Annotated in this window: 16 protein-coding genes; 6 read left to right on the forward strand and 10 right to left on the reverse strand. The window is 57.9% G+C overall.

Annotation, left to right across the window (positions count from 1 at the left end; all coding sequences use genetic code 11):
• Positions 1 to 13 precede the first annotated feature (13 nt).
• The 5 genes from AAEY27_RS08005 to AAEY27_RS08025 are packed head-to-tail and all read left to right on the forward strand — an operon-like array spanning position 14 to position 5,197.
• Positions 14 to 1,642: an ABC transporter substrate-binding protein gene (locus tag AAEY27_RS08005; protein WP_342324468.1), complete on the forward strand. Its 1,629-nt coding sequence runs from the start codon at positions 14 to 16 to the stop codon at positions 1,640 to 1,642.
• Positions 1,639 to 2,676 (forward strand): ABC transporter permease, encoded by a 1,038-nt coding sequence (locus AAEY27_RS08010; RefSeq protein WP_342324469.1) that lies wholly within the window; start codon positions 1,639 to 1,641, stop codon positions 2,674 to 2,676. Before AAEY27_RS08005 ends, AAEY27_RS08010 begins: the two co-directional genes overlap by 4 nt.
• Positions 2,673 to 3,578 carry an ABC transporter permease gene (locus tag AAEY27_RS08015; protein WP_342324470.1) on the forward strand — a complete coding sequence of 302 codons (906 nt, stop codon included), beginning with the start codon at positions 2,673 to 2,675 and terminating at the stop codon, positions 3,576 to 3,578. The genes AAEY27_RS08010 and AAEY27_RS08015 overlap by 4 nt, the downstream gene beginning before the upstream one ends.
• Entirely contained in the window at positions 3,550 to 4,413 is an 864-nt protein-coding gene (locus AAEY27_RS08020; RefSeq protein ID WP_342324471.1) for an ABC transporter ATP-binding protein, read from the forward strand. Before AAEY27_RS08015 ends, AAEY27_RS08020 begins: the two co-directional genes overlap by 29 nt.
• Before the next feature lie 10 nt (positions 4,414 to 4,423).
• Complete coding sequence (locus tag AAEY27_RS08025; protein WP_342324472.1) at positions 4,424 to 5,197, forward strand: ABC transporter ATP-binding protein; 774 nt, start codon at positions 4,424 to 4,426, stop codon at positions 5,195 to 5,197.
• Positions 5,198 to 5,720: 523 nt separating this feature from the next.
• Here AAEY27_RS08025 and yegS read toward each other — a convergent pair.
• From yegS to yegD, 10 genes are all read right to left on the reverse strand, one after another.
• Positions 5,721 to 6,620 carry a lipid kinase YegS gene (yegS, locus tag AAEY27_RS08030; RefSeq protein WP_342324473.1) on the reverse strand — a complete coding sequence of 300 codons (900 nt, stop codon included), beginning with the start codon at positions 6,618 to 6,620 and terminating at the stop codon, positions 5,721 to 5,723.
• Between the two features lie 250 nt (positions 6,621 to 6,870).
• Positions 6,871 to 8,232, reverse strand: a complete 1,362-nt coding sequence (yegQ, locus tag AAEY27_RS08035) for a tRNA 5-hydroxyuridine modification protein YegQ (RefSeq protein ID WP_342324474.1) — start codon at positions 8,230 to 8,232, stop codon at positions 6,871 to 6,873.
• 117 nt (positions 8,233 to 8,349) lie between these two features.
• A complete protein-coding gene (locus AAEY27_RS08040) occupies positions 8,350 to 9,078 on the reverse strand; it encodes a tetratricopeptide repeat protein (RefSeq protein WP_342324475.1) in 729 nt (242 codons plus the stop codon).
• Positions 9,079 to 9,100: 22 nt separating this feature from the next.
• Positions 9,101 to 9,823 carry a two-component system response regulator BaeR gene (baeR, locus tag AAEY27_RS08045; protein WP_342324476.1) on the reverse strand — a complete coding sequence of 241 codons (723 nt, stop codon included), beginning with the start codon at positions 9,821 to 9,823 and terminating at the stop codon, positions 9,101 to 9,103.
• On the reverse strand, positions 9,820 to 11,298 hold the full coding sequence (gene baeS / locus AAEY27_RS08050; protein WP_342324478.1) for a two-component system sensor histidine kinase BaeS: 1,479 nt from the start codon (positions 11,296 to 11,298) through the stop codon (positions 9,820 to 9,822). Before baeS ends, baeR begins: the two co-directional genes overlap by 4 nt.
• Positions 11,295 to 12,710: an MFS transporter gene (locus AAEY27_RS08055; protein WP_342324480.1), complete on the reverse strand. Its 1,416-nt coding sequence runs from the start codon at positions 12,708 to 12,710 to the stop codon at positions 11,295 to 11,297. The genes baeS and AAEY27_RS08055 overlap by 4 nt, the downstream gene beginning before the upstream one ends.
• On the reverse strand, positions 12,707 to 15,784 hold the full coding sequence (gene mdtC, locus AAEY27_RS08060; RefSeq protein ID WP_342324482.1) for a multidrug efflux RND transporter permease subunit MdtC: 3,078 nt from the start codon (positions 15,782 to 15,784) through the stop codon (positions 12,707 to 12,709). Before mdtC ends, AAEY27_RS08055 begins: the two co-directional genes overlap by 4 nt.
• A complete protein-coding gene (locus AAEY27_RS08065) occupies positions 15,785 to 18,907 on the reverse strand; it encodes an MdtB/MuxB family multidrug efflux RND transporter permease subunit (RefSeq protein ID WP_342324483.1) in 3,123 nt (1,040 codons plus the stop codon). It lies immediately after the preceding gene.
• Positions 18,907 to 20,142: an MdtA/MuxA family multidrug efflux RND transporter periplasmic adaptor subunit gene (locus tag AAEY27_RS08070; RefSeq protein ID WP_342324484.1), complete on the reverse strand. Its 1,236-nt coding sequence runs from the start codon at positions 20,140 to 20,142 to the stop codon at positions 18,907 to 18,909. Before AAEY27_RS08070 ends, AAEY27_RS08065 begins: the two co-directional genes overlap by 1 nt.
• 176 nt (positions 20,143 to 20,318) lie before the next feature.
• Complete coding sequence (gene yegD / locus AAEY27_RS08075) at positions 20,319 to 21,671, reverse strand: molecular chaperone (protein WP_342324486.1); 1,353 nt, start codon at positions 21,669 to 21,671, stop codon at positions 20,319 to 20,321.
• Positions 21,672 to 21,802: 131 nt separating this feature from the next.
• Between yegD and alkA the strand changes: the two genes are divergently transcribed.
• Positions 21,803 to 22,654: a DNA-3-methyladenine glycosylase 2 gene (gene alkA / locus AAEY27_RS08080; RefSeq protein ID WP_342324488.1), complete on the forward strand. Its 852-nt coding sequence runs from the start codon at positions 21,803 to 21,805 to the stop codon at positions 22,652 to 22,654.
• Positions 22,655 to 22,787 lie beyond the last annotated feature (133 nt).

Below are 22,787 nucleotides of genomic sequence, written 5' to 3' on the forward strand. Positions count from 1 at the left end.
AGGCGATATATACATGAAACGAATCCCTTTGCCGGGGGCGTGCTTGCTCGCGCTCTCGCTGATGATGGGCAATGGCGCGGTGCAAGCCGCCACGCCGCCCGATCAGCTCATCATCGGCATGAATATGAACAACCTGCTGACCCTCGATCCGGCGGCGATGACCGGTAACGAAGTGGTCGGCATTGTGGTTAACCTCTACGACTCGCTGGTGGAACTGGATGCGAATGAACTGACCAACGTGAAACCGGCGCTGGCAGAGTCCTGGGCGATCAGCCCGGACGGGAAAATGCTGACTTTCCACCTGCGCGATAACGTCAAATTTCACTCCGGTAATCCGCTGACCGCCGACGATGTGGTGTGGTCGATGCGCCGAATATTGCACCTGAACCTCGCGCAGGCGTCGGTGTGGAAATCCTACGGTTTCAGCAAAAAGAATATCGACCAGCAGGTCAGCGCGCCGGATGCGTACACCGTGCAAATCACCTTGCCGAAAGCCAACGATCCGCAACTGGTGATTTACTCGCTCGGCGCGCTCGGCAACCTTGGCGTGCTCGACAGCAAAACGGTGCAACGCCACGCGGTGAATAACGACTGGGGTAACCGCTGGCTGACCACCAACGAAGCCGGTTCCGGGCCGTTTATGCTGGAAACCTGGCAGGCGAAAGAGGTGCTGCGCATGCAGCGCAACCCGCATTACTGGCGCGAAGAGCCGAAACTGAGCCGCGTGGTGCTGCGCCATTTTCAGGAGTCGCAAACCCTGCGCCTGATGCTGGCGAAAGGCGATCTGGATGTGGCCAATAATATGGCGGTCTCCGATATTAACGCGCTGCGTAAAGACCCCAATGTCACCGTTGAAGCGGTGCAGAAGGGCACTGTTTATTACGTGGCGATGAGCATGAAAGAGGCGCACTTCGCCAACCCGAAAGTGCGTGAAGCGGTGCGCTACCTGATTGATTATCAAGGCATTAACAAAGCGCTGATGCCGGGCTATGGCGTGCTGCACCAGCGGCCGATCAAAGCGGGCATGCCCTCGACATTGCCCGATCCCGGTTACCGGCTGGATATTCCCCGCGCGAAAAAACTGCTGGCGGAAGCGGGTTACCCGGACGGCTTTGATACCACGCTGCGCGTCCTTGCCGATCAACCGTTCCTCAATATCGCGATTGCTGTGCAATCCACACTGATGCAGGCGGGGATCAACGCCAAAATCATCACCGGCACCGGCAACCAGATTTACGGCGCGATGCGCGAACGTCAGTTCGACATGCTGGTCGGGCGTGGCGGCAGCGGTGTGGAACCGCACCCGCACTCCAGCCTGCGCGCGCTGGTCTATAACCCGGACAACAGCGATGAAGCGCGGCTGACCAACTTCCAGGGCTGGCGCACCAGTTTTTACGACAAGCCGCTGAACGAGATGATCGACAAAGCGCTGCTTGAGCGCGACCCGGCCAAACAGAAAACCGACTATCAGCAAATCCAGGTGCGTTATGACCAACTGATTCCGGCGCTGATCCCGCTGTCGCAAATGGTCGATTCCGTAGTCGTGCGTAACGACGTGAAAAATTTCCAGTCGCACCCGTCGGCCACCACGTTCCTGCGCGAAGTGTATAAAAGCGCCGCCACCGGAGGAGATAAAGGATGAGTTCGCTACTGCTTGCACCTGGCTCGCGGGCCAGACGGCTGTCGAAACGGCTCACGCAGGTGGCGGTGACCCTGTTCGGGTTGCTGCTGCTGACCTTCTTTATTGGCCGCGTGATGCCGATCGATCCGGTGCTGGCGATTGTCGGCCCGGATGCGGATCACAGCACTTATCAGCAGGTTTATCAGCAACTGGGGTTTGACCAATCGCTGCTGACCCAGTTTGGGATTTACCTGAATAACTTGCTGCACGGCAATTTGGGCAACGCGCTGCTGACCGGCAAACCGGTGCTTGATGACATTGTGCGCGTCTTCCCGGCGACGCTGGAACTGGCAACGGTCGCCATTATCGTTGGCGCGGGGCTGGGCATTCCGCTCGGCGTACTGGCCGCTGCGCGGCGCAACAGCGTTTCCGATTATGTGGTGCGTATTATCAGCCTCGCCGGGTATTCAACGCCGATTTTCTGGGTCGGCATGATGGGGCTGCTGCTGTTTTATGCCTGGCTTGGCTGGGTGGGTGGCGCCGGAAGGCTGGATTTGGGGCTGGATGGCATTGTGCCGCGCCGCACCGGGTTGATCACCGTGGATGCGTTGTTGGCGGGAAACGGCGCGGTGTTCTGGAACGCGCTCAATCACCTGGTGCTGCCCGCGTCGCTGCTCGGTTTCCACTCGCTGGCCTACATCAGCCGCATGACCCGCAGCTTTATGCTGGCGCAACTGTCGCAGGAGTTCATCATCACCGCGCGGGTAAAAGGGCTGACCGAACGCCAGGTCATCTGGAACCACGCGTTTCGCAATATCCTTGTGCAACTGCTGACGGTGGTGGCGCTCGCTTACGGTTCGCTGCTGGAAGGCGCGGTGTTGATTGAAACCGTGTTCTCGTGGCCGGGTTTTGGTTCGTACCTGACCGGCAGCTTGCTGCTTGGCGATATGAATGCGGTGATGGGCTGCGTGCTGTTGGTGGGGGTGATTTTCGTGATGCTCAACCTGCTCTCCGACATGCTGTATCAACTCTTTGATCCGAGGACGAAATCATGACGGTCTCTCTTGATTCGCCGGTCGCCACTGCCCGTCGCGAACGCAGCCAGCGGCTGAAACGCAGCGCGGGGCGCGCGGCGGCGTTTGTCGGCAAAATGGCGCGCAACCCGCTCACCGCGATTGGCGGCAGCATTATTTTGCTGCTGCTGATTGTGGCGATCTTCGCGCCGCTTATCGCGCCGTATAACCCGCTGGTGCAGGATTTAGACAGCGCGCTGAGTGCGCCGAATGCCGCGCACTGGTTCGGGACTGACGAATTCGGGCGCGATATCTTCAGCCGCCTGGTCTACGGCTCGCGCATCACGCTCTATATTGTGCTGCTGGTTTCCGTCACCGTGGGGCCGCTCGGCCTGTTGCTCGGTGTGAGCGCCGGTTATTTCGGCGGCAAAGTCGACATGGTGTTGATGCGTGTCACCGATATTTTTATCTCTTTCCCAAGCCTCGTGTTGGCGCTGGCGTTCGTTGCCGCACTTGGCCCAGGTCTTGAACATGTGGTTATCGCCATTACGCTCACCGCCTGGCCGCCAATTGCCCGTCTGGCGCGTGCGGAAACGCTCTCGCTGCGCCAGGCCGATTTTATCTCGGCGGTGCGTTTGCAGGGCGCCTCATCCGCGCGCGTACTGTGGCGTCACATTGTGCCGCTGTGCCTGCCGTCGGTGATCATTCGCATCACCATGAATATGGCGGGCATCATTCTGACCGCCGCCGGTCTGGGCTTTTTAGGCCTTGGCGCACAACCGCCGGAGCCAGAGTGGGGGGCGATGATCTCCAGCGGACGTACCTACATGATGGAGTGCTGGTGGGTAGTGACCATTCCGGGGCTGGCGATTTTGATTAACAGCCTGGCGTTCAACTTCTTGGGAGACGGCTTACGTGACATCCTCGATCCTCGCAGCGAATAATTCGCCGCTTCTCGATGTGCGCAATCTGCATGTCGATTTTGTCAACGGACGCGCGGTCACCCAGGCGGTGCGCGGCGTCTCCTTTACGCTCGGTCAGGAAAAGCTGGCGATTGTCGGCGAATCCGGTTCCGGTAAATCCACCGTCGGGCGCGCGCTGCTGCGTTTGCATCCGGCGAAAGCACGTATTCAGGCTGACCGCATGCAGTTTGGCGATATCGACTTGCTGAACGTCGATGAAGCGCAGATGCGCCAGGTGCGCGGCAAGCGTATCTCGATGATTATGCAGGACCCAAAATACTCGCTGAACCCGGTGGTGTGCGTTGGCGATCAGATTGCCGAAGCCTGGCTCACGCATCACCCCGGTAAAAAAGCCGAGGCGAAAGCGAAAGTGCTGGAGATGCTGGATGTGGTGCGCATTCGCCAGCCGGAGCGGGTTTATCAACTCTATCCGCATGAGATCTCCGGCGGGCAGGGGCAGCGCATTATGATCGCCATGATGCTGATCACCGACCCGGAACTGGTGATTGCCGATGAGCCGACTTCCGCGCTGGACGTGTCGGTGCGTTTACAGGTGCTCGGTTTGCTCGATGATTTAGTGAAATCCCGCGGGCTGGGGCTGATTTTTATCAGTCACGATATCAACCTGGTGCGCAGCTTCTGCGATCGCGTGCTGGTGATGTACGCCGGGCGCGTGGTGGAGTCAATCGCCGCGAAAGATCTGGATAACGCGCAGCATCCTTACACGCAGGGGCTGATTCACTCCCTGCCGGAAATCCACAACCGCCGTCCAGTGTTGCCGGTGTTGCAGCGCCAGGCCAGCTGGCTTGGCGAATAAGGAGCGCGAAATGATTAACGTGAAAAAACTCAACCTTGCCTTTGGCGAAGGGGAGAAGCGCAATCAGGTGCTGAGCGATGTCAGTTTCGCGGTGCAACCGGGCGAGATTTACGGCCTGGTGGGCGAATCCGGTTCCGGCAAAACCACGGTGCTGAAGTGCCTGGCGGGGTTGTTTACCCACTGGGAAGGGGAACTGGCTATCAATGATCAGCCGCTGGAAAAACGCCTCAGCCAACCGCGCTGTCGGTTGGTGCAAATGGTGTTTCAGGATCCGTACGGTTCGCTGCATCCGCGCCATACCATCGGCGATATTCTCGAAGAGCCGTTGCAGATCCACGGCATTAACGACCGCGATCGGCGCGTCAATACGCTGCTGGATAAAGTCGGTTTAAGCCGCGCCTTTCGCGAGCGCTACCCGCACCAGCTTTCCGGCGGCCAGCGCCAGCGCGTGGCAATTGCCAGAGCGTTGATCCTTGAACCGCGCGTGTTGTTGCTGGATGAACCGACCTCGGCGCTGGATGTGTCCGTGCAGGCGGAGATCCTCAATCTGCTGGCGGCATTGCACCAGGAGTCGCAGTTAACCTATTTGATGGTGACGCATGATTTGGGCGTTATCGCCCATTTGTGCCAGAAGGTGGCGGTGATGCAGTACGGCAAAATCCTCGAGACATTAACCGTTGATGCGTTGGTTAGCGGCGCGGCGCAAACGGATTACACGCGGATGTTGGTGAATGCCAGCCAGCAATACAGCCGGGAGATGGCGCGGGAAGTCGCGGCGTATTGAGGTCTGCGGGATTATAAATCGTGGGATCGTAGGCCGGATAAGGCGTTAGCCGCCATCCGGCAAAGAATGCCTGCTGGCGCTTCGCTTATCAGGCCTACGGGGTTTTCCGCTACAGATAACTTTTTTGTCAGCGCAAATCTCACCGCGAAGGTGTTGAGTCCCCGCCGAAATCGGCGAACCGAAGAGTGAATGACAAGGTCTGGACGCCATGGATGGCGGCCAGAGGCGAACCGAGACAGGATGTCGAGTCGAGCCGACCGCAGGAAGACACTCGGGAGGTGAGCGAAGTGGGAAGCACCGATTTCCCCGCGGGGTCGCGGGGATTGATAAGGGGAGCGCGATAGCTCCCCTTATCCCGTTCACGTTCGGTGAAGTTAAGGCGTCTACCGCTCGTAGGGTGAACGGAACTGTACCACTGTGGCGGGAGTGGCCATCCGGCAAACAATGCCCGGTGGCGCTGATTGCCGGATGGCGCTTCGCTTATCCGGCCTACAAAACCCATTTACAAAACCGGCCTGCGGTCTTAACGCAATAACGGGCAATCCGGCGGTAGCCGGCATTGCAGGGCGTTAGGCACCACTTCGATGCGAAAACGCTCGCCGCGCAGCGGTTCGCCGTCGAGGTTAAAGGTGATTTCGTGAGGGGCGCGGACTTCAAACCACGCGGATTTGCCATCGACAATATGCGGGTTTTCCTCCGGCTGCGTCAGCGTGGTGAACAGCGCGGGCAAAATCTCATCGCCGGTGAAAATACGCAAATGCAGCAAACCGTCATTGATCAGTGCCTGCGGGCAGAGTTGCTGACCACCGCCGGCCTGGCGGCCATTACCGATGCCAATCACCAGCGCGTCGCCCTGCCAGCGGAAATCGTCGCCGGTGATTTCGCAGCGATCCGCTTTCAACATATCCATGCGCATCAGCCCATGAATCAAATAAGAGACACCGCCAAGCGCGGCTTTCAGTTTTTCCGGCGTTTCGCTGGTGATGCGCGTTCCGAAACCGCCCGTCGCCATATTGATAAAACAGGTTTTGTCGTTCACCCGCGCAATATCAATCGGCACCGCTTTACCGACAATCGCCAACTGAAGCGCTTTATCGAGCGGTTCTGGAATGGCCGCGCTGGTGGCGAAATCATTGGCCGTGCCGAGCGGCAAAATACCCAGCGCCGGAACATTCTCGCCTTCGCAACTCACCAGCGCCGTCGCCACTTCATTAATGGTGCCGTCGCCGCCACCGGCAATCACCGTCGACACACCAAGCTGCAACGCTTCCTGGACATAACGCCCGGCGTCGCCTTTCTCCCAGGTGACGCGCACCTGAATATCCATGCCTTCGTCGCGCAGCAGTTTCACTGCTTCGCGAAGCGGGTCGTCTCCGGCATTTTTGCCATTGAGAATCAATAAACTTGTGGGAAATGCACTCATTCTTTTCATCCTGACAGAATTTGATGTGCAAAGTGTAATTCAGGAAAAAGCAGGGCGGGAGAAAAGCAGCGAAATGCTGAAAAAAAATCAGCCTGCGTAAGGGAGATTACGCAGGCTAAGGAGGTGGTTCCTGGTACAGCTAGCATTTATGGGTTATGTTTTTCAGCGAGATGCATAATACCCGCATTAACCGGGGCGGTATGTGATCCGATTCTAAGAATCTTCGCACAGTAAAAATAACCCTGCTAAATTAGTTGCCGTGCGGGTTTCGCGTTGTCTGACCAGTGAAATTGCGCATTAACAGCGCATATTCCAGTGTCATATCCTGTGGAACCGGCAGCCAAACGGTGTAACCATCGCCCGGCGCGACCGCCATCGCTTCCCCTTTGGCGTTTTCCATATGTTCCAGCGTGAAATTGACATTGCCCTGTGGCGTCATCAACTCCAGGCTATCGCCGACGGAGAACTTGTTTTTAACCGTCACCGCCGCGAAATCGCCTTTGCGCTCACCGGTGAATTCGCCGACAAACTGCTGGCGCTCAGAAACCGAATAACCGTATTCGTAGTTCTGATAATCATCGTGAGTGTGGCGGCGCAAAAAGCCTTCGGTGTAACCCCGGTGCGCCAGCCCTTCCAGCGTTTCCAGTAGCGATGTGTCGAACGGCTTGCCCGCAGCGGCGTCATCAATCGCTTTGCGATAAACCTGTGCGGTGCGGGCGCAATAGTAAAACGATTTGGTGCGGCCTTCGATTTTCAGCGAATGCACACCCATTTGCGTCAGGCGCTCAACATGCGCAATCGCGCGCAAATCTTTTGAGTTCATGATGTAAGTGCCATGTTCGTCTTCGAAGGCGGTCATGTACTCGCCCGGACGCTGCGCTTCCTCAATCATAAACACTTTATCGGTTGGCGCGCCGACACCCAGCGTTGGTTCGATGTTCTGCACTGGAATCGGCTCGTGAACGTGTACGATATTACCGACAGCGTCTTCTTTGCCTTCCTGCACGTTGTATTCCCAGCGGCAGGCATTGGTGCAGGTGCCCTGGTTCGGGTCACGTTTGTTGATATAGCCAGAAAGTAAGCAACGGCCGGAGTAGGCCATGCACAGCGCGCCGTGAACGAAGATTTCGATTTCCATTTCCGGCACTTGCGCGCGGATTTCGGCAATCTCTTCCAGCGACAGTTCACGTGAGAGGATCACGCGCGAGAGACCCATTTGCTGCCAGAATTTCACCGTTGCCCAGTTCACGGCGTTTGCCTGAACAGAGAGGTGAATTGGCATGTCAGGGAAGTTTTCGCGCACCATCATGATAAGCCCCGGATCGGACATAATCAGCGCATCCGGCCCCATATCCACCACCGGCTTTAAATCGCGGATAAACGTTTTCAACTTGGCGTTGTGCGGCGCGATATTCACTACCACGTAAAACTGTTTGCCCAGCGCATGGGCTTCGTTAATACCGATTTGCAGATTTTCGTGATTGAATTCGTTATTGCGCACGCGCAGTGAGTAACGTGGCTGCCCGGCGTAGACGGCGTCTGCGCCATAAGCGAAAGCGTAACGCATATTTTTCAGCGTTCCCGCCGGGGAAAGGAGTTCCGGTTTAAACATGATGGTCTCATTCTGATGACAGGTCAGATCGCCCCACGTGAATGGGGCGGCAGGGGAGTTCCCCTGAATTTAGGGCGGGAATTGTAGCGCCGCGTGCGGGGGGAGTAAACCTGCGCGTTAGTTCACGCGCAGATAGGTGCCGTCGGCGCTGACGTTATGACCAAAACCGCAGTTTTCGGCATTATCGGTCTTCGCGTTGAGCGTGTGCCCATCCGCTGAAAGCGCCATAGAAATGGTGCACTGCATACCAAAGTCTTTGATAACAATCGCGCCTTTCCCCGCTTTCAGCGTCACTTTTTCGCTGAATCCGCCGATGTTCGGCCCGGAATAAAGCCCCATTAAACCAAAGTACGCGCCTTCCCAGTCCGCTTGATAAGTCTCTTTATCCTGCGGTTTGAGAATGAGCGTTTCAAAAATGCCGCGCCCGGCATATTGCCAGTACTCCCCGGCAGGCGAGGTGGGTTTTGGTAGTGCGTCCAGCTTGTCCTGAATGCGCGACAGGTTATATTTCGACTTTTTGTCATCCGGCAAAATGGAAAGCCAGGCCTGCGCTTTGCGGTATTCCCCTTCGCGAATGTACGTCAGCGCCACGTTGTTGTAGGCCGTGGCCTGCAACGCATCGTGGGAATCCTGCACGTTGGCATCGCACTGCTCCTGCCATGCCGCCTGCTGTTCAAAAGCTTCCCGCGCTTTCGGGTAATTTTTCGCTTTGTAGAACTGTTCGCCTTGTTTCGCATACGTGGGGATTTTCGCGCAGTCCGCGTCCATCTGCGCTTCGGTTATCTCTGCCTGACAACCAAAAGCCGCCAACATCAGCGTCAGCGCGCCGTAAGTGTATTTCCTCACCGTCCCTTTCCTTTTTTTAGAATTATGCCAATTTGCAGGCGTCCGCCTCCCAGCGATACCCGACGCCGTACACCGCGCGAATAAAGGATTGCTCCTCGTCCAGCGCTTCCAGTTTTCGACGTAAGTTTTTGATATGGCTATCGATAGTACGGTCGGTCACCACGCGGTAGTCATCATACAGATGATTCAGCAGTTGTTCACGGGAGAAGACTTTGCCCGGCTCGCTGGAAAGCGTTTTCAGCAGGCGGAACTCCGCCGGGGTGAGATCCAGCAGTTTGTTGTGCCAGCTTGCCTGGAAGCGGCCTTCATCAACAATCAGCGGGCTTTCGGCATCAAGCCGCTCCAACTCACGCTGCGGTTTGCAGCGGCGCAGAATGGTTTTTACGCGAGCAACGACTTCGCGCGGGCTGTACGGCTTGCAGATATAGTCATCGGCGCCAATTTCCAGCCCCAGCAGGCGGTCGATCTCTTCAATTTTGGCCGTCACCATAATGATCGGCACATTGGAGAAGCGACGGATTTCCCGGCATAACGTTAAGCCATCGGTACCCGGCAGCATCAAATCCAGCAGGATCATATCCGGCGGCGTCTGGCGCACAAAAGAGAGCACTTGATCGCCGTGATTAATCAGCGTCGGTGCGTAGCTTGCCGCGCGCAGATAGTCGATCAGCAACTGCCCAAGCTTGGGTTCATCTTCGACGATCAGGATGCGTGGCGTGTTTTCATCAATCGGTAACTCAGTCATACATCTCTCGTTTTTTCGCGTTCAAGCGGTAGTTCAACTGTAATGCTAACCCCGCCAAATGGCGAGTGCGCCGCGTGGATAGCGCCACCGTGCGCTTCCACAATATTCAAACAGATAGCCAGTCCTAAGCCCGATCCGCCACTGGCGCGGTTGCGCGACCCTTCTGTGCGGTAGAAGCGCTCAAACAGGCGTTGCAATTGCTCATCAGTCACGCCTGGCGTGCTGTCGGAAAAACGCAGAATCAGCGTCTTGTCGCGAGTCATCAACTGCACTCGCGTTTGCCCGCCGCTGTCGGTGTAGCGCAGGCTGTTTTCCAGCAGATTATTAAAAAGCTGCATCAGACGATCCGGATCGCCAAATACCGTGGCGCTCTCCGGGACGTCAAGTGATAACGTCAGGTTGCGGCTGGCGAAACGTTCGCGGAACGCGCCAGCGGCAATCTCCACCAGCGTGACTACATCAACGGAGGTTTTCTGGTACGCCAGCGCGCCTTCATCGGACATTGAAAGCTGGTGCAAATCGTCCACCAGTTTGGTCAGCGTCCCCACTTCAGCCTGCAACGAGGTGACCGATTCCGGGGTAAATTGCCGTACGCCGTCCTGAATCGCTTCCAGCTCGCCGCGCAGCACCGCCAGCGGTGTGCGCAGCTCATGGGAAATATCCGCCATAAAATCGCGGCGCATTTGCTGGTTTTTTTCCAGCGTGCTGGCGAGTTGGTTAAAGTCGCGCGCCAGCCTGCCGAGTTCATCCTGGCTGCCCGGTTTAACGCGGGTGGAGAAATCCCCGGAGGCAAGTTTGTGCGTGCCGTCGACCAGCCGTTTGACCGGTGCCAGCAAACCGCGCGCCAGCGGGAAGGTCGCCAGCGCCGCCAGCAGGGTGGCCAGGCCGACAATTACCCAACTGGTGCGCCGCTGTTGGCGGTCGAAGTTGATATCGGTATTGCGCGTCAGTTTTTCCACCGGCGAAGCAATCACCCACCCAACAGGCGCGTTGTTCACGGTAATTGCCCGGCGAGCGCCGTCAGCCGGAACAGGGCTGCGCGGGCCAACCAGCACCTTATTATTCTGATCCACCACCCAGAATCGTGTGCGCCAGCCGTGCGGCGGCATGTCCGGGCGATCTGGCGGGCCGGCTTCGTCGTCCGGCCCTGGTCCCATATCGCGCTCCGGACCGCCGGGGCGGGGGCCTGGCCGGTTTTCATCATGCTCGTTTTCACGATCAAACGAGCGGAGGATCTGGAATATCACCCGGTCGTTATGCCGTAAAAATTGCCAGTCACCGTGCTGGGTGTATTGATCAGCCAGCGTGTCCGTTAACATCTGCAAGCGCAGCTCGTTACCACGCTTGATGTAGTTCATAAAGTCGTGTTCAAAGCTGATGCGCACCGCCCAGTGGGTAGCGAACAGCAGCATGATGCAGGTGGTTAAGATGGCTAAAAAGAGTTTGGCCGTAATGCCCGGCCGCCAGAACTTCATGATTTTCTCCTGTTGCGACGGGCAATCACGACGTTTTGGCTGGCGTCATTGGGGACGCGGGCGAAAATGAACGCCGGTAGTGAAATAATCACCGCCATACTGAGGTAAGCGTAAAGGAAAACATGGTGCGCAACACCGCTGTCCGCCGACAAATGTAGCTGGCCGAACGCGCCGAGCAGCAGCCCGGCGACGGTGACACCAATACTCATCGATAATTGCATTATCATCGACAGCAAGCTGTTGCCGCTGCTCGCCAGGTCGTCCGGCAGGTCTTTCAGCGTCAGCGTATTCATTGATGAGAAACGCATCGAGTTAACCATCCCCTGGCAGAACAGCACCACCGGCAGCAGGTAATACCAGCCAAGCAGGGCGGTCGCCATGAACAGCAGGCTAATCAGCGCCAGCCCCAGCGTAGAGCAGACCAGCGCCCGGCGGTAACCAAAGCGGTTCACCACCTGCACGACAATGCGCTTCATGCCCATGCTCCCGAGCACCATCGGGATCATCATTAAACCTGCATGAAATGGCGAAAAGCCCAGGCCAATTTGCAAGAACACCGGCGTCATAAACGGCAACATGCCGCTGCCGACGCGTCCGGCGAAACTGCCCGCCAGACCGAGTGAAAACGAAGGTGTGCGAAACAAGTTCAGGTTAAACAGTGCGCCGTCATTACCTTTGGCATGCAGCAGATAACAGACAATCGCTGCTGTACCGACAGCGACCAGCCCGCCGAGTTGCCAGCTCGCCAGCCCCAGCCCGTGGCTACCGTCGAGCGCCAGCGTCAGCGTCGCCATGCCGCAGGCTAACAGCACAAAACCCGCCATATCGAAACGGCGGGTTTGCAGCTTGTAATTGGGCATCAGGGTCAGGGTGGCAATCGCGCCGATAATGCCGACCGGCAGGTTAATCAGGAAGATCCAGTGCCAGGATGCGTATTCCACCAGTACCCCGCCGAGCGCCGGGCCAAGCAGCGGGCCGACTTGTCCCGGTAACGTAACGAAGGTCATCGCCGCCATATATTGGTCGCGCGGGACGATTTTCATCACCGTCAATCTGCCGACCGGCACCATCATCGCGCCGCCGACGCCTTGCAACACGCGCGCCATCACCAGTTGATCGAGCGTGGCGGCCTGCGCGCAAAACAGCGAACCGGTGGTGAACAGCACAATGGCGACAAAAAAGATATTGCGCACGCCAACGCGGTCCGCCAGCCAGCCGCTGGCGGGCAACATCACCGCCACCGTTAGCACATAGGAAACCACCACCATATGCATGTGCAGCGGGCTTTCCCCGAGGCTTTTCGCCATCGAGGGCAGGGCGGTGTTAACAATCGTCGTATCCAACGACTGCATAAAGAAACCAAAGGCGACAATCCATAGCTGCCAGCGGATATGTTTAGGTAGTTCACTCATTCACTAACGGGTTCTCTTGCGTTGCGGCTAAAACGGGTACGCAGGCGGTCAAAAAAGAGGTAGACCACCGGCGTGGTGTACAACGTCAGAAGTTGGCTCATTACTAGCCCGCCGACAATGGTTATGCCCAGCGGCTGGCGCAGTTCAGACCCGTCGCCACCGGAGATAACCAGCGGCAGCGCGCCAAACAGTGCCGCCAATGTGGTCATCATGATCGGGCGAAAACGCAGCAGGCAGGCCTGGAAAATGGCTTCTTCGGCGCTCAGATTACCCTGGCGCTGCGCGTCGAGGGCGAAATCGACCATCATAATGGCATTTTTCTTCACAATGCCGATCAGCAACATAATGCCGATGAGCGCTATCAAGCTAAACGGCGCGCCGAACAATTCCAGCGCCAGCAGCGCGCCGACGCCCGCCGATGGCAATGTTGAGAGAATGGTCAGCGGATGAACGTAGCTCTCATACAAAATCCCCAGCACGATATAGACCGTGGCAATCGCCGCCAGGATCAGGATCACCTGTGAATTCATGGTTTCCTGGAAGACTTGCGCCGTACCGGCAAAACTGCCGCGCACGCTGGACGGCACGCCCAACTGCGTCATCGCGCGGTTGATCGCATCACTGGCTTCGGACAACGACGTGCCGGTCGGCAAGTTAAAAGCGATGGTCGATGCCGCCGACAGCCCCTGGTGGTTCACCGACAGCGGCGCGTTGGCCGGTTGCCAGTGCGCAAACCACGAAAGCGGAATCGGCTTGCCGTCACTGTTGATGATGTACATTTTATCCAGTGCGCTGACATCCTGGGTGTAACGCGGATCGACTTCCATCACCACTTTGTACTGGTTCAGCGGCTGGTAAATGGTGGAAATCTGCCGCTGCCCGAAGGCGTTATTCAGCAAGTTGTTCGCGTCATCAACGCTAATGCCGAGGCGCATCATGCTTTCGCGGTCGTAAATCAGGTTCATCTCTGCGCCGTTGTCCTGCTGATCGGAGTTCACATCCGCCAGCTCGGGCAGCGCGGCGAGGGCTTTGCGGATCTTCGGCTCCCACTCGCGCAACGCGCTGAGATCGTCCGATAACAGTGCAAACTGGTAGCTGGCGTTGGCCTGTCGCCCGCCGACGCGAATATCCTGAACGGCCATCAAAAACAGGCTTGCCCCCGGCTCTTTCGCCAGCTTGCCGCGCAGCCGGTCGATCACCTGCTGCGCGGTTTCATGACGCACATCACGGGATTTCAAGGTGATAAACATCATGCCGCTGTTGACCCGCGAACCGCCGGTAAAGCCGGTGACATTATCCACCGCCGGGTCGTCGCGGATGATTTTCATAAAGTCCTGCAACTTGCCGCGCATCGCCTGGAACGAGATGCTCTGATCCGCCTGAATACCGCCCATCAGCACGCCGGTATCTTGCTCCGGGAAGAAGGTTTTCGGGATGGAAATATAGAGCCAGATATTGAGCGCGATAGTGCCGAGCAACACCAGCCCGACCAGCCGCGCGTGGTTCAGTACCCATTTTAGCGAGCGGGCATATTGCTGCTGCAATCTCACCAGCAGGCGACCAATGCCTTTTTCGCGGTTGCGCGCGCGCGGTTTTTGCGCCTTCAACAGCCAGCCGCACATCATTGGTGTGAGCGTCAGGGAGATCGCCAGGGATATACCAATCGCCACCGACAACGTGACGGCGAACTCGCGCAGCAAACGCCCCGGCAGCCCGCCCATCAACAACAGCGGCAGGAACACCGCCACCAGCGACAGGCTCATCGACAACACGGTGAACCCCACTTCCCGCGTGCCTTGCAGCGCCGCCTGCAACGGTTTCATCCCCGCTTCAAGGTGGCGGGAGATATTCTCCAGCACCACAATCGCGTCATCGACCACAAACCCGGTGGCGATAGTCAGCGCCATCAACGACAAGTTATTAAGGCTAAAACCGCACAGGTACATGGCGGCAAATGTGCCGACCAGCGAAACCGGCACCGCGACCGCCGGAATCAGCGTTGCGCGACCGGATCGCAAAAACAGGAACACCACCAGGATCACCAGCGCGACCGAAATAATTAACGTCTGTTCTACCTCTTCCAGCGAGGCGCGAATGGTTGGCGAACGATCCTGGGCGATTTGCAAATCAATGGCGGCGGGAATGGTTTGCTGCAATTCGGGCAGGCGTGCGCGAATGCTGTCCACCGTCTGGATAATATTGGCTTCCGGCAGTTTGCGGATCATCAACAAAATCGCTGGCTTGGCGTTGGTCATCCCGGCGTTGCGCACATCCTGCACCGAGTCGCTGATGGTCGCGACATCGCTTAAACGCACCGCCGCGCCGTTGTTGTAATGAATAATCAACGGCTGGTATTCGGCGGCGGTTTTCAGTTCATCATTGGTCTGCACCTGCCAGCGGTGCGCGCCGTCTTCCAGCGCACCCTGCGGCTTACGCACGTTGGCATTGCTGATTGCCGTGCGCACCGTATCCAGTGAAACGCCCTGGTTAAACAGCGCCTGCGGGTTGAGATCCACACGCACGGCGGGCAGGGAACTGCCGCCGACATCCACATCCCCGACGCCTTCGATTTGCGCGATGCTTTGCGCCAGTTGCGTTGAGGCGAAGTCATACAACTCACCTTGCGAATAGGTATCCGAGGTGAGCGTGAGGATCATGATCGGCGCATCGGACGGGTTAGCTTTGCGATAGGTCGGGCGGCTCGGCATGCCGCTGGGCAACAGGCTCTGCGCGGCGTTAATGGCCGCCTGCACATCGCGTGCGGCGCCGTTGATATCGCGGTCGAAATTAAACTCAAGGATGATGCGCGTGCTGCCGAGCGAACTGGACGAGGTCATTTCACTGACCCCGGCAATGCGTCCAAGCGAGCGCTCAAGCGGGGTAGCAACCGATGAAGCCATCGTTTCCGGCGACGCGCCAGGCAGCGAGGCGCTGATCATGATCACCGGGAAATCCACCTGCGGCAGCGGGGCAACCGGCAGCAGCCGGAAGCCGAGCACGCCGCACAGCGTAATTGCCAGCGAAATTAAAATCGTCGCCACCGGGCGGTAAATGAAGAGGGCGAAAAACTTCATTTACGCCTCCTCATCCCGGCGTGGGAACCGCTTTTTGGTCGCCAGCGCCAGGCGGTCGAACAGCAGGTAAATCACCGGTGTGGTAAACAGCGTTAGCACTTGGCTCACCAGCAAACCGCCGACCATGCCAATGCCCAGCGGGCGGCGCAACTCCGCGCCGACGCCAGTGCTCAGCATCAAGGGCAGCGCGCCAAGCAGCGCCGCTAACGTGGTCATCAGGATCGGGCGAAAACGCAGCAAACAGGCCTGGAAAATCGCATCGCGCGATGACAGCCCGCCTTCGCGTTCGGCGGCGAGGGCGAAGTCGATCATCATGATGGCGTTTTTCTTGACGATACCGATAAGCAAAATAATGCCGATAATGGCGATCACATCCAGTTCACTGCCGGACACCATCAATGCCAGCAACGCGCCGACGCCCGCTGTCGGCAGCGTCGAGAGAATCGTGATTGGGTGGATAAAGCTTTCGTACAGCACGCCGAGCACGATATACATCGCCGCTACTGCCGCGACAATCAGCCAGACGGTGCTACCGAGCGCCACCTGAAACGCCAGCGTGCTCCCCTGGAATTGGGTAGTAATCGTGGTCGGGAAGTTGAGGGTTTTCTCGCTATCCAGCACCGCCTGCACCGCATCGCCCAGCGAGTAACCGTCGGCCACGTTGAACGAGATAGTGGTGGATGGGAACTGGTCGAGATGGTTAATGCTCAGCGGCGCATAACGCTGCTCGACTTTGGCAATCGATGACAGCGGCACGATGCCACCATCGGTGCTGGTCAGGCGAATATTATCCAGCGCCGTCAGGCCCGGCGTTTGCGCCGTGTCGTGCTCCAGTACCACGCGATATTGGTTCGCCTGGGTGTAAATGGTGGAAATCAGCCGCTGACCGAAAGCGTTATACAGCGCGTTATCGACATCCGCCATGCTGATGCCAAGGCGGCTGGCGCTATCGCGATCGACATTGACATACGCCACCAGCCCTTTGTCCTGCCAGTCGCTGCTGACATCCGACAACTGTGGCAGCGCCTGCAATTTGCTCACCAGTTGCGGTACCCAGGTGCTGAGCGCATCCAGTGAGTTAGCCTGCAAGGTGAACTGGTATTGCGTGCGGCTGACCGTGGTATCGATGGTCAAATCCTGCGTCGGTTGCAGGTAGAGCGAAATGCCCGGTATTTTCGCTGCCGCCTGCTGCAAACGTTCGATCACCGGCTGGACACGATCGTCACGGTCATCCAGTGGTTTCAGGTTGATTTGCAGCCGCGCGCTGTTTAATGACGGGTTGGTGCCATCGACGCCGACAAACGAGGTCAGGCTCTCTACCGCCGGGTCGCGCAAGATGATATCCGCCACCTGGCGCTGGCGTTCCGCCATGCTGGCAAACGACGCGGATTGCGGCGCCTGAAGCGTGCCCTGAATAATGCCGTTGTCCTGCACCGGGAAGAACCCCTTCGGGATAAACACCCACAACATCACCGACAGCAGTAACGTCCCGATGGCGACGCTCAGCGTCAGCCACGGATGGTTCAGCACTTTGCTTAACAGGCGCCCGTAACCGGCGATCACGCGTTCAAAAAAACGCTCCGAAGCGCGAGAAAAACGGTTTTGCTTACGCAGGGATTCGGCGCTCAGCATGCGCGCGCACATCATCGGCGTCAGCGTCAGCGACACCACAGCGGAAATAAGGATCGCGATCGCAAGGGTAACGGCGAACTCGCGGAACAAGCGCCCGACGATATCGCCCATAAACAGCAGCGGGATCAGCACCGCAATCAGCGAGAAGGTGAGAGAAATAATGGTAAAGCCGATTTCGCCCGCACCTTTTAGCGCGGCGGTGAGCGGTTTTTCGCCTTTTTCGATATAGCGCGAGATGTTCTCAATCACCACGATCGCGTCATCAACCACAAAACCGGTGGCGATGGTCAGCGCCATCAACGTCAGGTTATTAATGGAAAAATCGAGAAACACCATTGCGGCAAAGGTGCCGACCAGCGACAGCGGCACCGCCACGCCGGGAATAATTGTCGCCGGAATATTGCGCAAAAACAGGTAGATGATCATCACCACCAGCGCAATGGCCAGCATCAGCTCAAACTGCGTATCGCTAACCGACGCGCGGATATTGTTGGTGCGGTCCGACAACACTTTGACACTCACCGATTTCGGCAAACTTTCTGTTAACTGCGGCAGTAGCGTGCGGATGCTGTCGGCGGTATCAATAATGTTCGCGCCCGGCTGGCGTTGGACGTTCATGACAATCGCTTGCTGCTTATTCGCCCATGCGCCAAGCCAGCTATTTTCCGCGCCTTGCTCAACGGTGGCGATATCGCCGAGGCGAATCGGTGCGCCATTCTGGTAGGCGATAATCAGCCGACGATACTCTTCGGCGGACTCCATCTGGTCGTTGGCGGATAACGTCACGGCGCGGGTCGGGCCATCGAGACTGCCTTTTGCCGAGTTCACGTTGGCGTTGCTGATGGCGGTGCGAATGGTTTCGCTGGTCAGCCCCAGCCCGGCAATCGCCTGGGCATTCAGCTTGACGCGCACGGCAGGGCGTTGCCCGCCGGAAAGCGTGACCAGGCCGACGCCGGAAACCTGCGAGATTTTCTGCGCGACGCGGGTTTCCACCATATCTTCCACCTGCGTCATTGGCATGGCGGAAGAGGTCACCGCCAGCGTCATGATCGGCGGATCGGCAGGGTTTACTTTGCTGTAAACCGGTGGATTGGGGAGATCGGAAGGTAACAGGCTGTTGGCGGCGTTCATCGCGGCCTGCACTTCCTGCTCGGCGACGTCCAGCGGCAGGCTAAGCTGGAACTGAAGTGTCACCACAGACGCGCCGCCGGAGCTTTGCGAAGACATCTGTTTTAAGCCTGACATCTGACCGAACTGGCGCTCCAGCGGCGCGGTAATCGCCGAGGTCACCACGTCCGGGCTGGCCCCCGGATAGAGCGTCACCACCTGAATGGTTGGGTAATCCACTTCCGGCAACGCGGAAACGGGCAGAAAGCGGTAGCCGATAATCCCGGCCAGCAGGATCGCCACCATTAACAAGGTGGTGGCGACCGGACGCAGGATAAACAGACGGGAAGGGCCGCCCGTTCGGCCCGGCGGTAGCAGCTGCATCAGGACTGCGCTCCTTTTGCCGGATGTTCACGCCTGGCGGGCATAGCCTCGCTGTTGTTCGCATCCACCACTTCCACTTTCGCCCCTTCGGTCAGACGGTCGATACCGTCGGTCACCACGCGATCGCCCGCCGACAACCCGGCGCTGATCACCACTTTCTGGCTGTCCTGAATCCCTGGCGTCACGATGTGTTTGCTGACCTGATTGTTCTCGTTCACCACCCAGACGAAGTTACCGTCATTGCCCATTTGCAGGGCGGCGGCGGGGATCACGACCGCATCTTGCTGGGTGGCGACCAGCATACGGGCGTTGACAAATTGGTTCGGGAACAGCGCGTCGTCCTGGTTGTCGAAACGCGCTTTTAGCTTGATGGTGCCGGTGGTGGCGTCAATCTGGTTATCGAGGCTCAACAGCGTGCCGCTGCTCAACTTCTGTTTGTTAGTACGATCCCAGGCTTCCACCACCAGTTGTTGACCGGCTTTTTGCGCCTGCACCACGGTGGCGATATCGCTTTCTGGCAGGGTAAACACCAGATCTATCGGATGGGTTTGCGTCAACACGACGATACCGGTGGTGTCACTGCTGGAGATCTGGTTGCCGATATCAACTTGTTTTAAGCCAACGCGCCCGGAGATCGGTGCGGTGATGCGGCTCCAGTCCAGCTCTAATTGTGCGCTGGCGACCGAGGCTTCATCGGCTTTTACCGTCCCTTCGGATTCGCTGACCAGCGCCTGCTGGGCGTCCAGATCCTGGCGGGAGACAAGGCTGGTTTTCGCCAGTTGTTGATAGCGGGCAAGGTCGCGGCGCGCATTGGCCAGCGTCGCTTTATCTTTTGCCAACTGGCCCTGGGCTTGCGCCAATGCCACGTTAAATTGGCTTGGGTCGATTTCCGCCAGCAGATCGCCGGCTTTCACCTGTTGACCTTCCTGGAAATGAATCGCTTTTAATTGACCGGAGACGCGGCTGCGCACGGTGACGGTATTGGCGGCGGTAATGGTGCCAAGACCGGAGAGATAACGCGGCACGGATTCACGGGTTGCCGTGGCCGCTTGCACGGGCGGCAGCGCGCCGCCGCGCATACCATGACGACCGCCGCTTGGCGCGCCCTTGCGTTCTGTTTGACCGGCCGTCGTAGACGAAGACTCTTTATGACCGAATTGATACCAGGCGACACCCGCCACCGCGATAACTACAACCGCGACAACTGTGCGGCGAAACGTAACACTGCCTTTCATCGTTATGCGTTCTCATAAAAATCCATTGCCGGAATAATACTAGTTTAGTAAGGCTATGCCGTAGAAAAATGGAGGAAAAATGAAACACTGTCTGGAAACGTATGGCAGGAAAGAAATTTGCGTTAGGGCGATTTAAAAGAAGAAAATAATGCCGGGTGCCGCCACCCGGCAAATAATCATCGGAACATGACCTGCGCCCAACGGGCAAGCCCGGCGGTAACAGAACCAAAGTCATCACCCCCGGCAATCGGGATGCCTGGCAGCGTTTCCGCCAGCGCTTTTTTAATGATCGGTGAGCGGGCGCTACCGCCGGTCAGGTAGATGATTTCTGGCGTTTGCTGGCTGTTTTCCAGCGCCAGTTGAACCTGTTCGATAATGCGCTGTAATGGCTGGGCGAGGGCGCTTTCCAAACCGTCCTGATGAATGGCCGTCGCCAGATCTTCGCTGATAAACGGCAACGGCGTGTTGACTTGCTGGGTATCAGAAAGGGCGATTTTGCTCTCTTCGGCGCTGCGCACCAGCCGGTAACTCAGGCGCTGCCGCCAGACTTTCAGCAGCAGGGCCACTTTGTCCGCGTCACACGCATCGCGCAATAAATCATTCAGCAGACGCCCGTTGGCGGCGCTGTAAAACTCGGTTTGCGCCGGGACATCGTTAATCGCCACCGCGTTCCACCACGGCAGAATCGGCAGCGCAATGCCTTTTTCGGTCTGACCGCCCAAGCCGAGCAGCGGCATCAGGCTTTTGAACGCCAGCGCGATATCTAAATCGTTCCCGCCAACACGACAACCACTGTGTCCGAGTAAGCTGCCGCTGCGTTCCTGTTTTTCGCGCCACTGCGGGCCCATCAGGATCAGCGAGCAGTCGGTGGTACCGCCGCCGATATCGACAACCAGAACCCGTTTTTCCTCACTCAGCGTGGCTTCAAAATCCAGCCCCGCCGCAACCGGTTCGTACTGGAACACCACATCCTGAAAACCGGCGCGTTTTGCCGCACGTTCAAGAATACCCTGCGCCTGGGCGTTGGCGTCATCGCCGCCGAGCCCCTGGAAGTTGATCGGGCGGCCAATCACCGCCTGGTTGATGCTTTCAGGCAACTGGGTTTCCGCCTGTTTGCGGATATGCAGCATCATTGCGCAAACCAAATCTTCGAACAGCGCGATTTGCTGCGGTTTTAAGCCGCTCGCGCCGAGAAACGATTTCGGGGATTTTACGAAGTAGACCTCTTCCGGGTCGCTCACATATTGACGTAATGAGGCCAGGCCAAATTGCACGCTGGCGGCGTTGACGTCGATATCTTCTTCGCGGTTAAAGCTCATTGCGCGGCGCAACAGCGCCTGGGTTTCGCTGCCCGTCGCCGGAACCTGATGATGGCGAAACAGCCATTCGCTGACCGCTTCACGCGTCGGCGCGCAGAGCATCGACGGCAATAAGGTACTGTTATTTTCCATGGTCAATAGCTGTGGCGCACCGTCGCGCATCACCGCTACCGAGCAGTTCGCTGTACCGTAGTCAAAACCAACAAACACGTGTTTATCCCCATGCCAGTGAGAAGGGGGGCGACTTTAGCCCAATGCGTGGCAGGCGACAACCGGAATATGAAAGCAAGGCGGAAATTTCCTAAGTTGTTATGCTGTGAGCGTAAATATCAGGAGAAACTATGTACACACTGCGCTGGCAGCCGCCCTACGACTGGGCCTGGATGTTGGGATTTTTACGGGCGCGTGCCGTGACGGGCGTGGAAGAGATTAGCGAAACGCGGTATGTGCGTTCGTACTCATTTGCGGGGCATCGCGGGTTGATCACCGCCGAGCCGGATGACGCGAGTGCGACGATGAAGGTCACACTGAGTAAAGGGTTGGAACCGATCGCCGATCACTGCCTGCAACGACTCGCGTGCCTGTTTGATTTGGATTGCGATCCGCGGCTTATCAGCGAGGCGCTCGGTGATTTGGGCGCGGCGCGGCCGGGTTTGCGCTTGCCTGGCTGCGTTGATCCGTTTGAACAGGCGGTGCGGGCCATATTGGGCCAACTGGTGAGTGTGGCGATGGCGGCAAAACTGACCGCGAAAGTGGCGCAGCGTTATGGCGAGCCGTTGGAAAGCGCGGACGGGTTTCTCTGTTTCCCGACGCCGCAACAGTTAGCTGCCGCGAGCGCCGAGGATCTTAAAGCCCTGGGCATGCCGCTTAAGCGCGCGCAGTCGCTGATTGCTGTCGCCCTGGCCGCCTGTGACGGCGCGTTTCCGTTAACCCTGCCAGCGGATGTGGAGCAGGGGGTGAAAGATCTACAAACTTTTGCTGGGATCGGACGCTGGACCGCCAATTATTTCGCCCTGCGCGGCTGGCAGGCAAAGGACATTTTTTTGCCCGACGATTATTTAATTAAGCAGCGTTTTTCCGGGATGACGCCCGCGCAGACGCGGCGTTACGCCGAGCGTTGGCAGCCGTGGCGGTCGTATGCGTTGTTGCATGTTTGGTATACGGAGGGTTGGATTCCGGACGCTGGAAGATAAATAAGGCTATTTTTCTTGCCATTTTGCTCCCGGGCAGTGCTCAAAATCCTCACGTACTACGTGTACGCTTCGGTTTTTCCGCGCTGGCCGTGAGCAAACTGCCTGCGACAATGACGCCTTATTTACCTTCCTG

Origin of the sequence: Kosakonia sp. BYX6 (assembly GCF_038449125.1) — a bacterium.
Taxonomy (GTDB): domain Bacteria; phylum Pseudomonadota; class Gammaproteobacteria; order Enterobacterales; family Enterobacteriaceae; genus Kosakonia; species Kosakonia calanthes.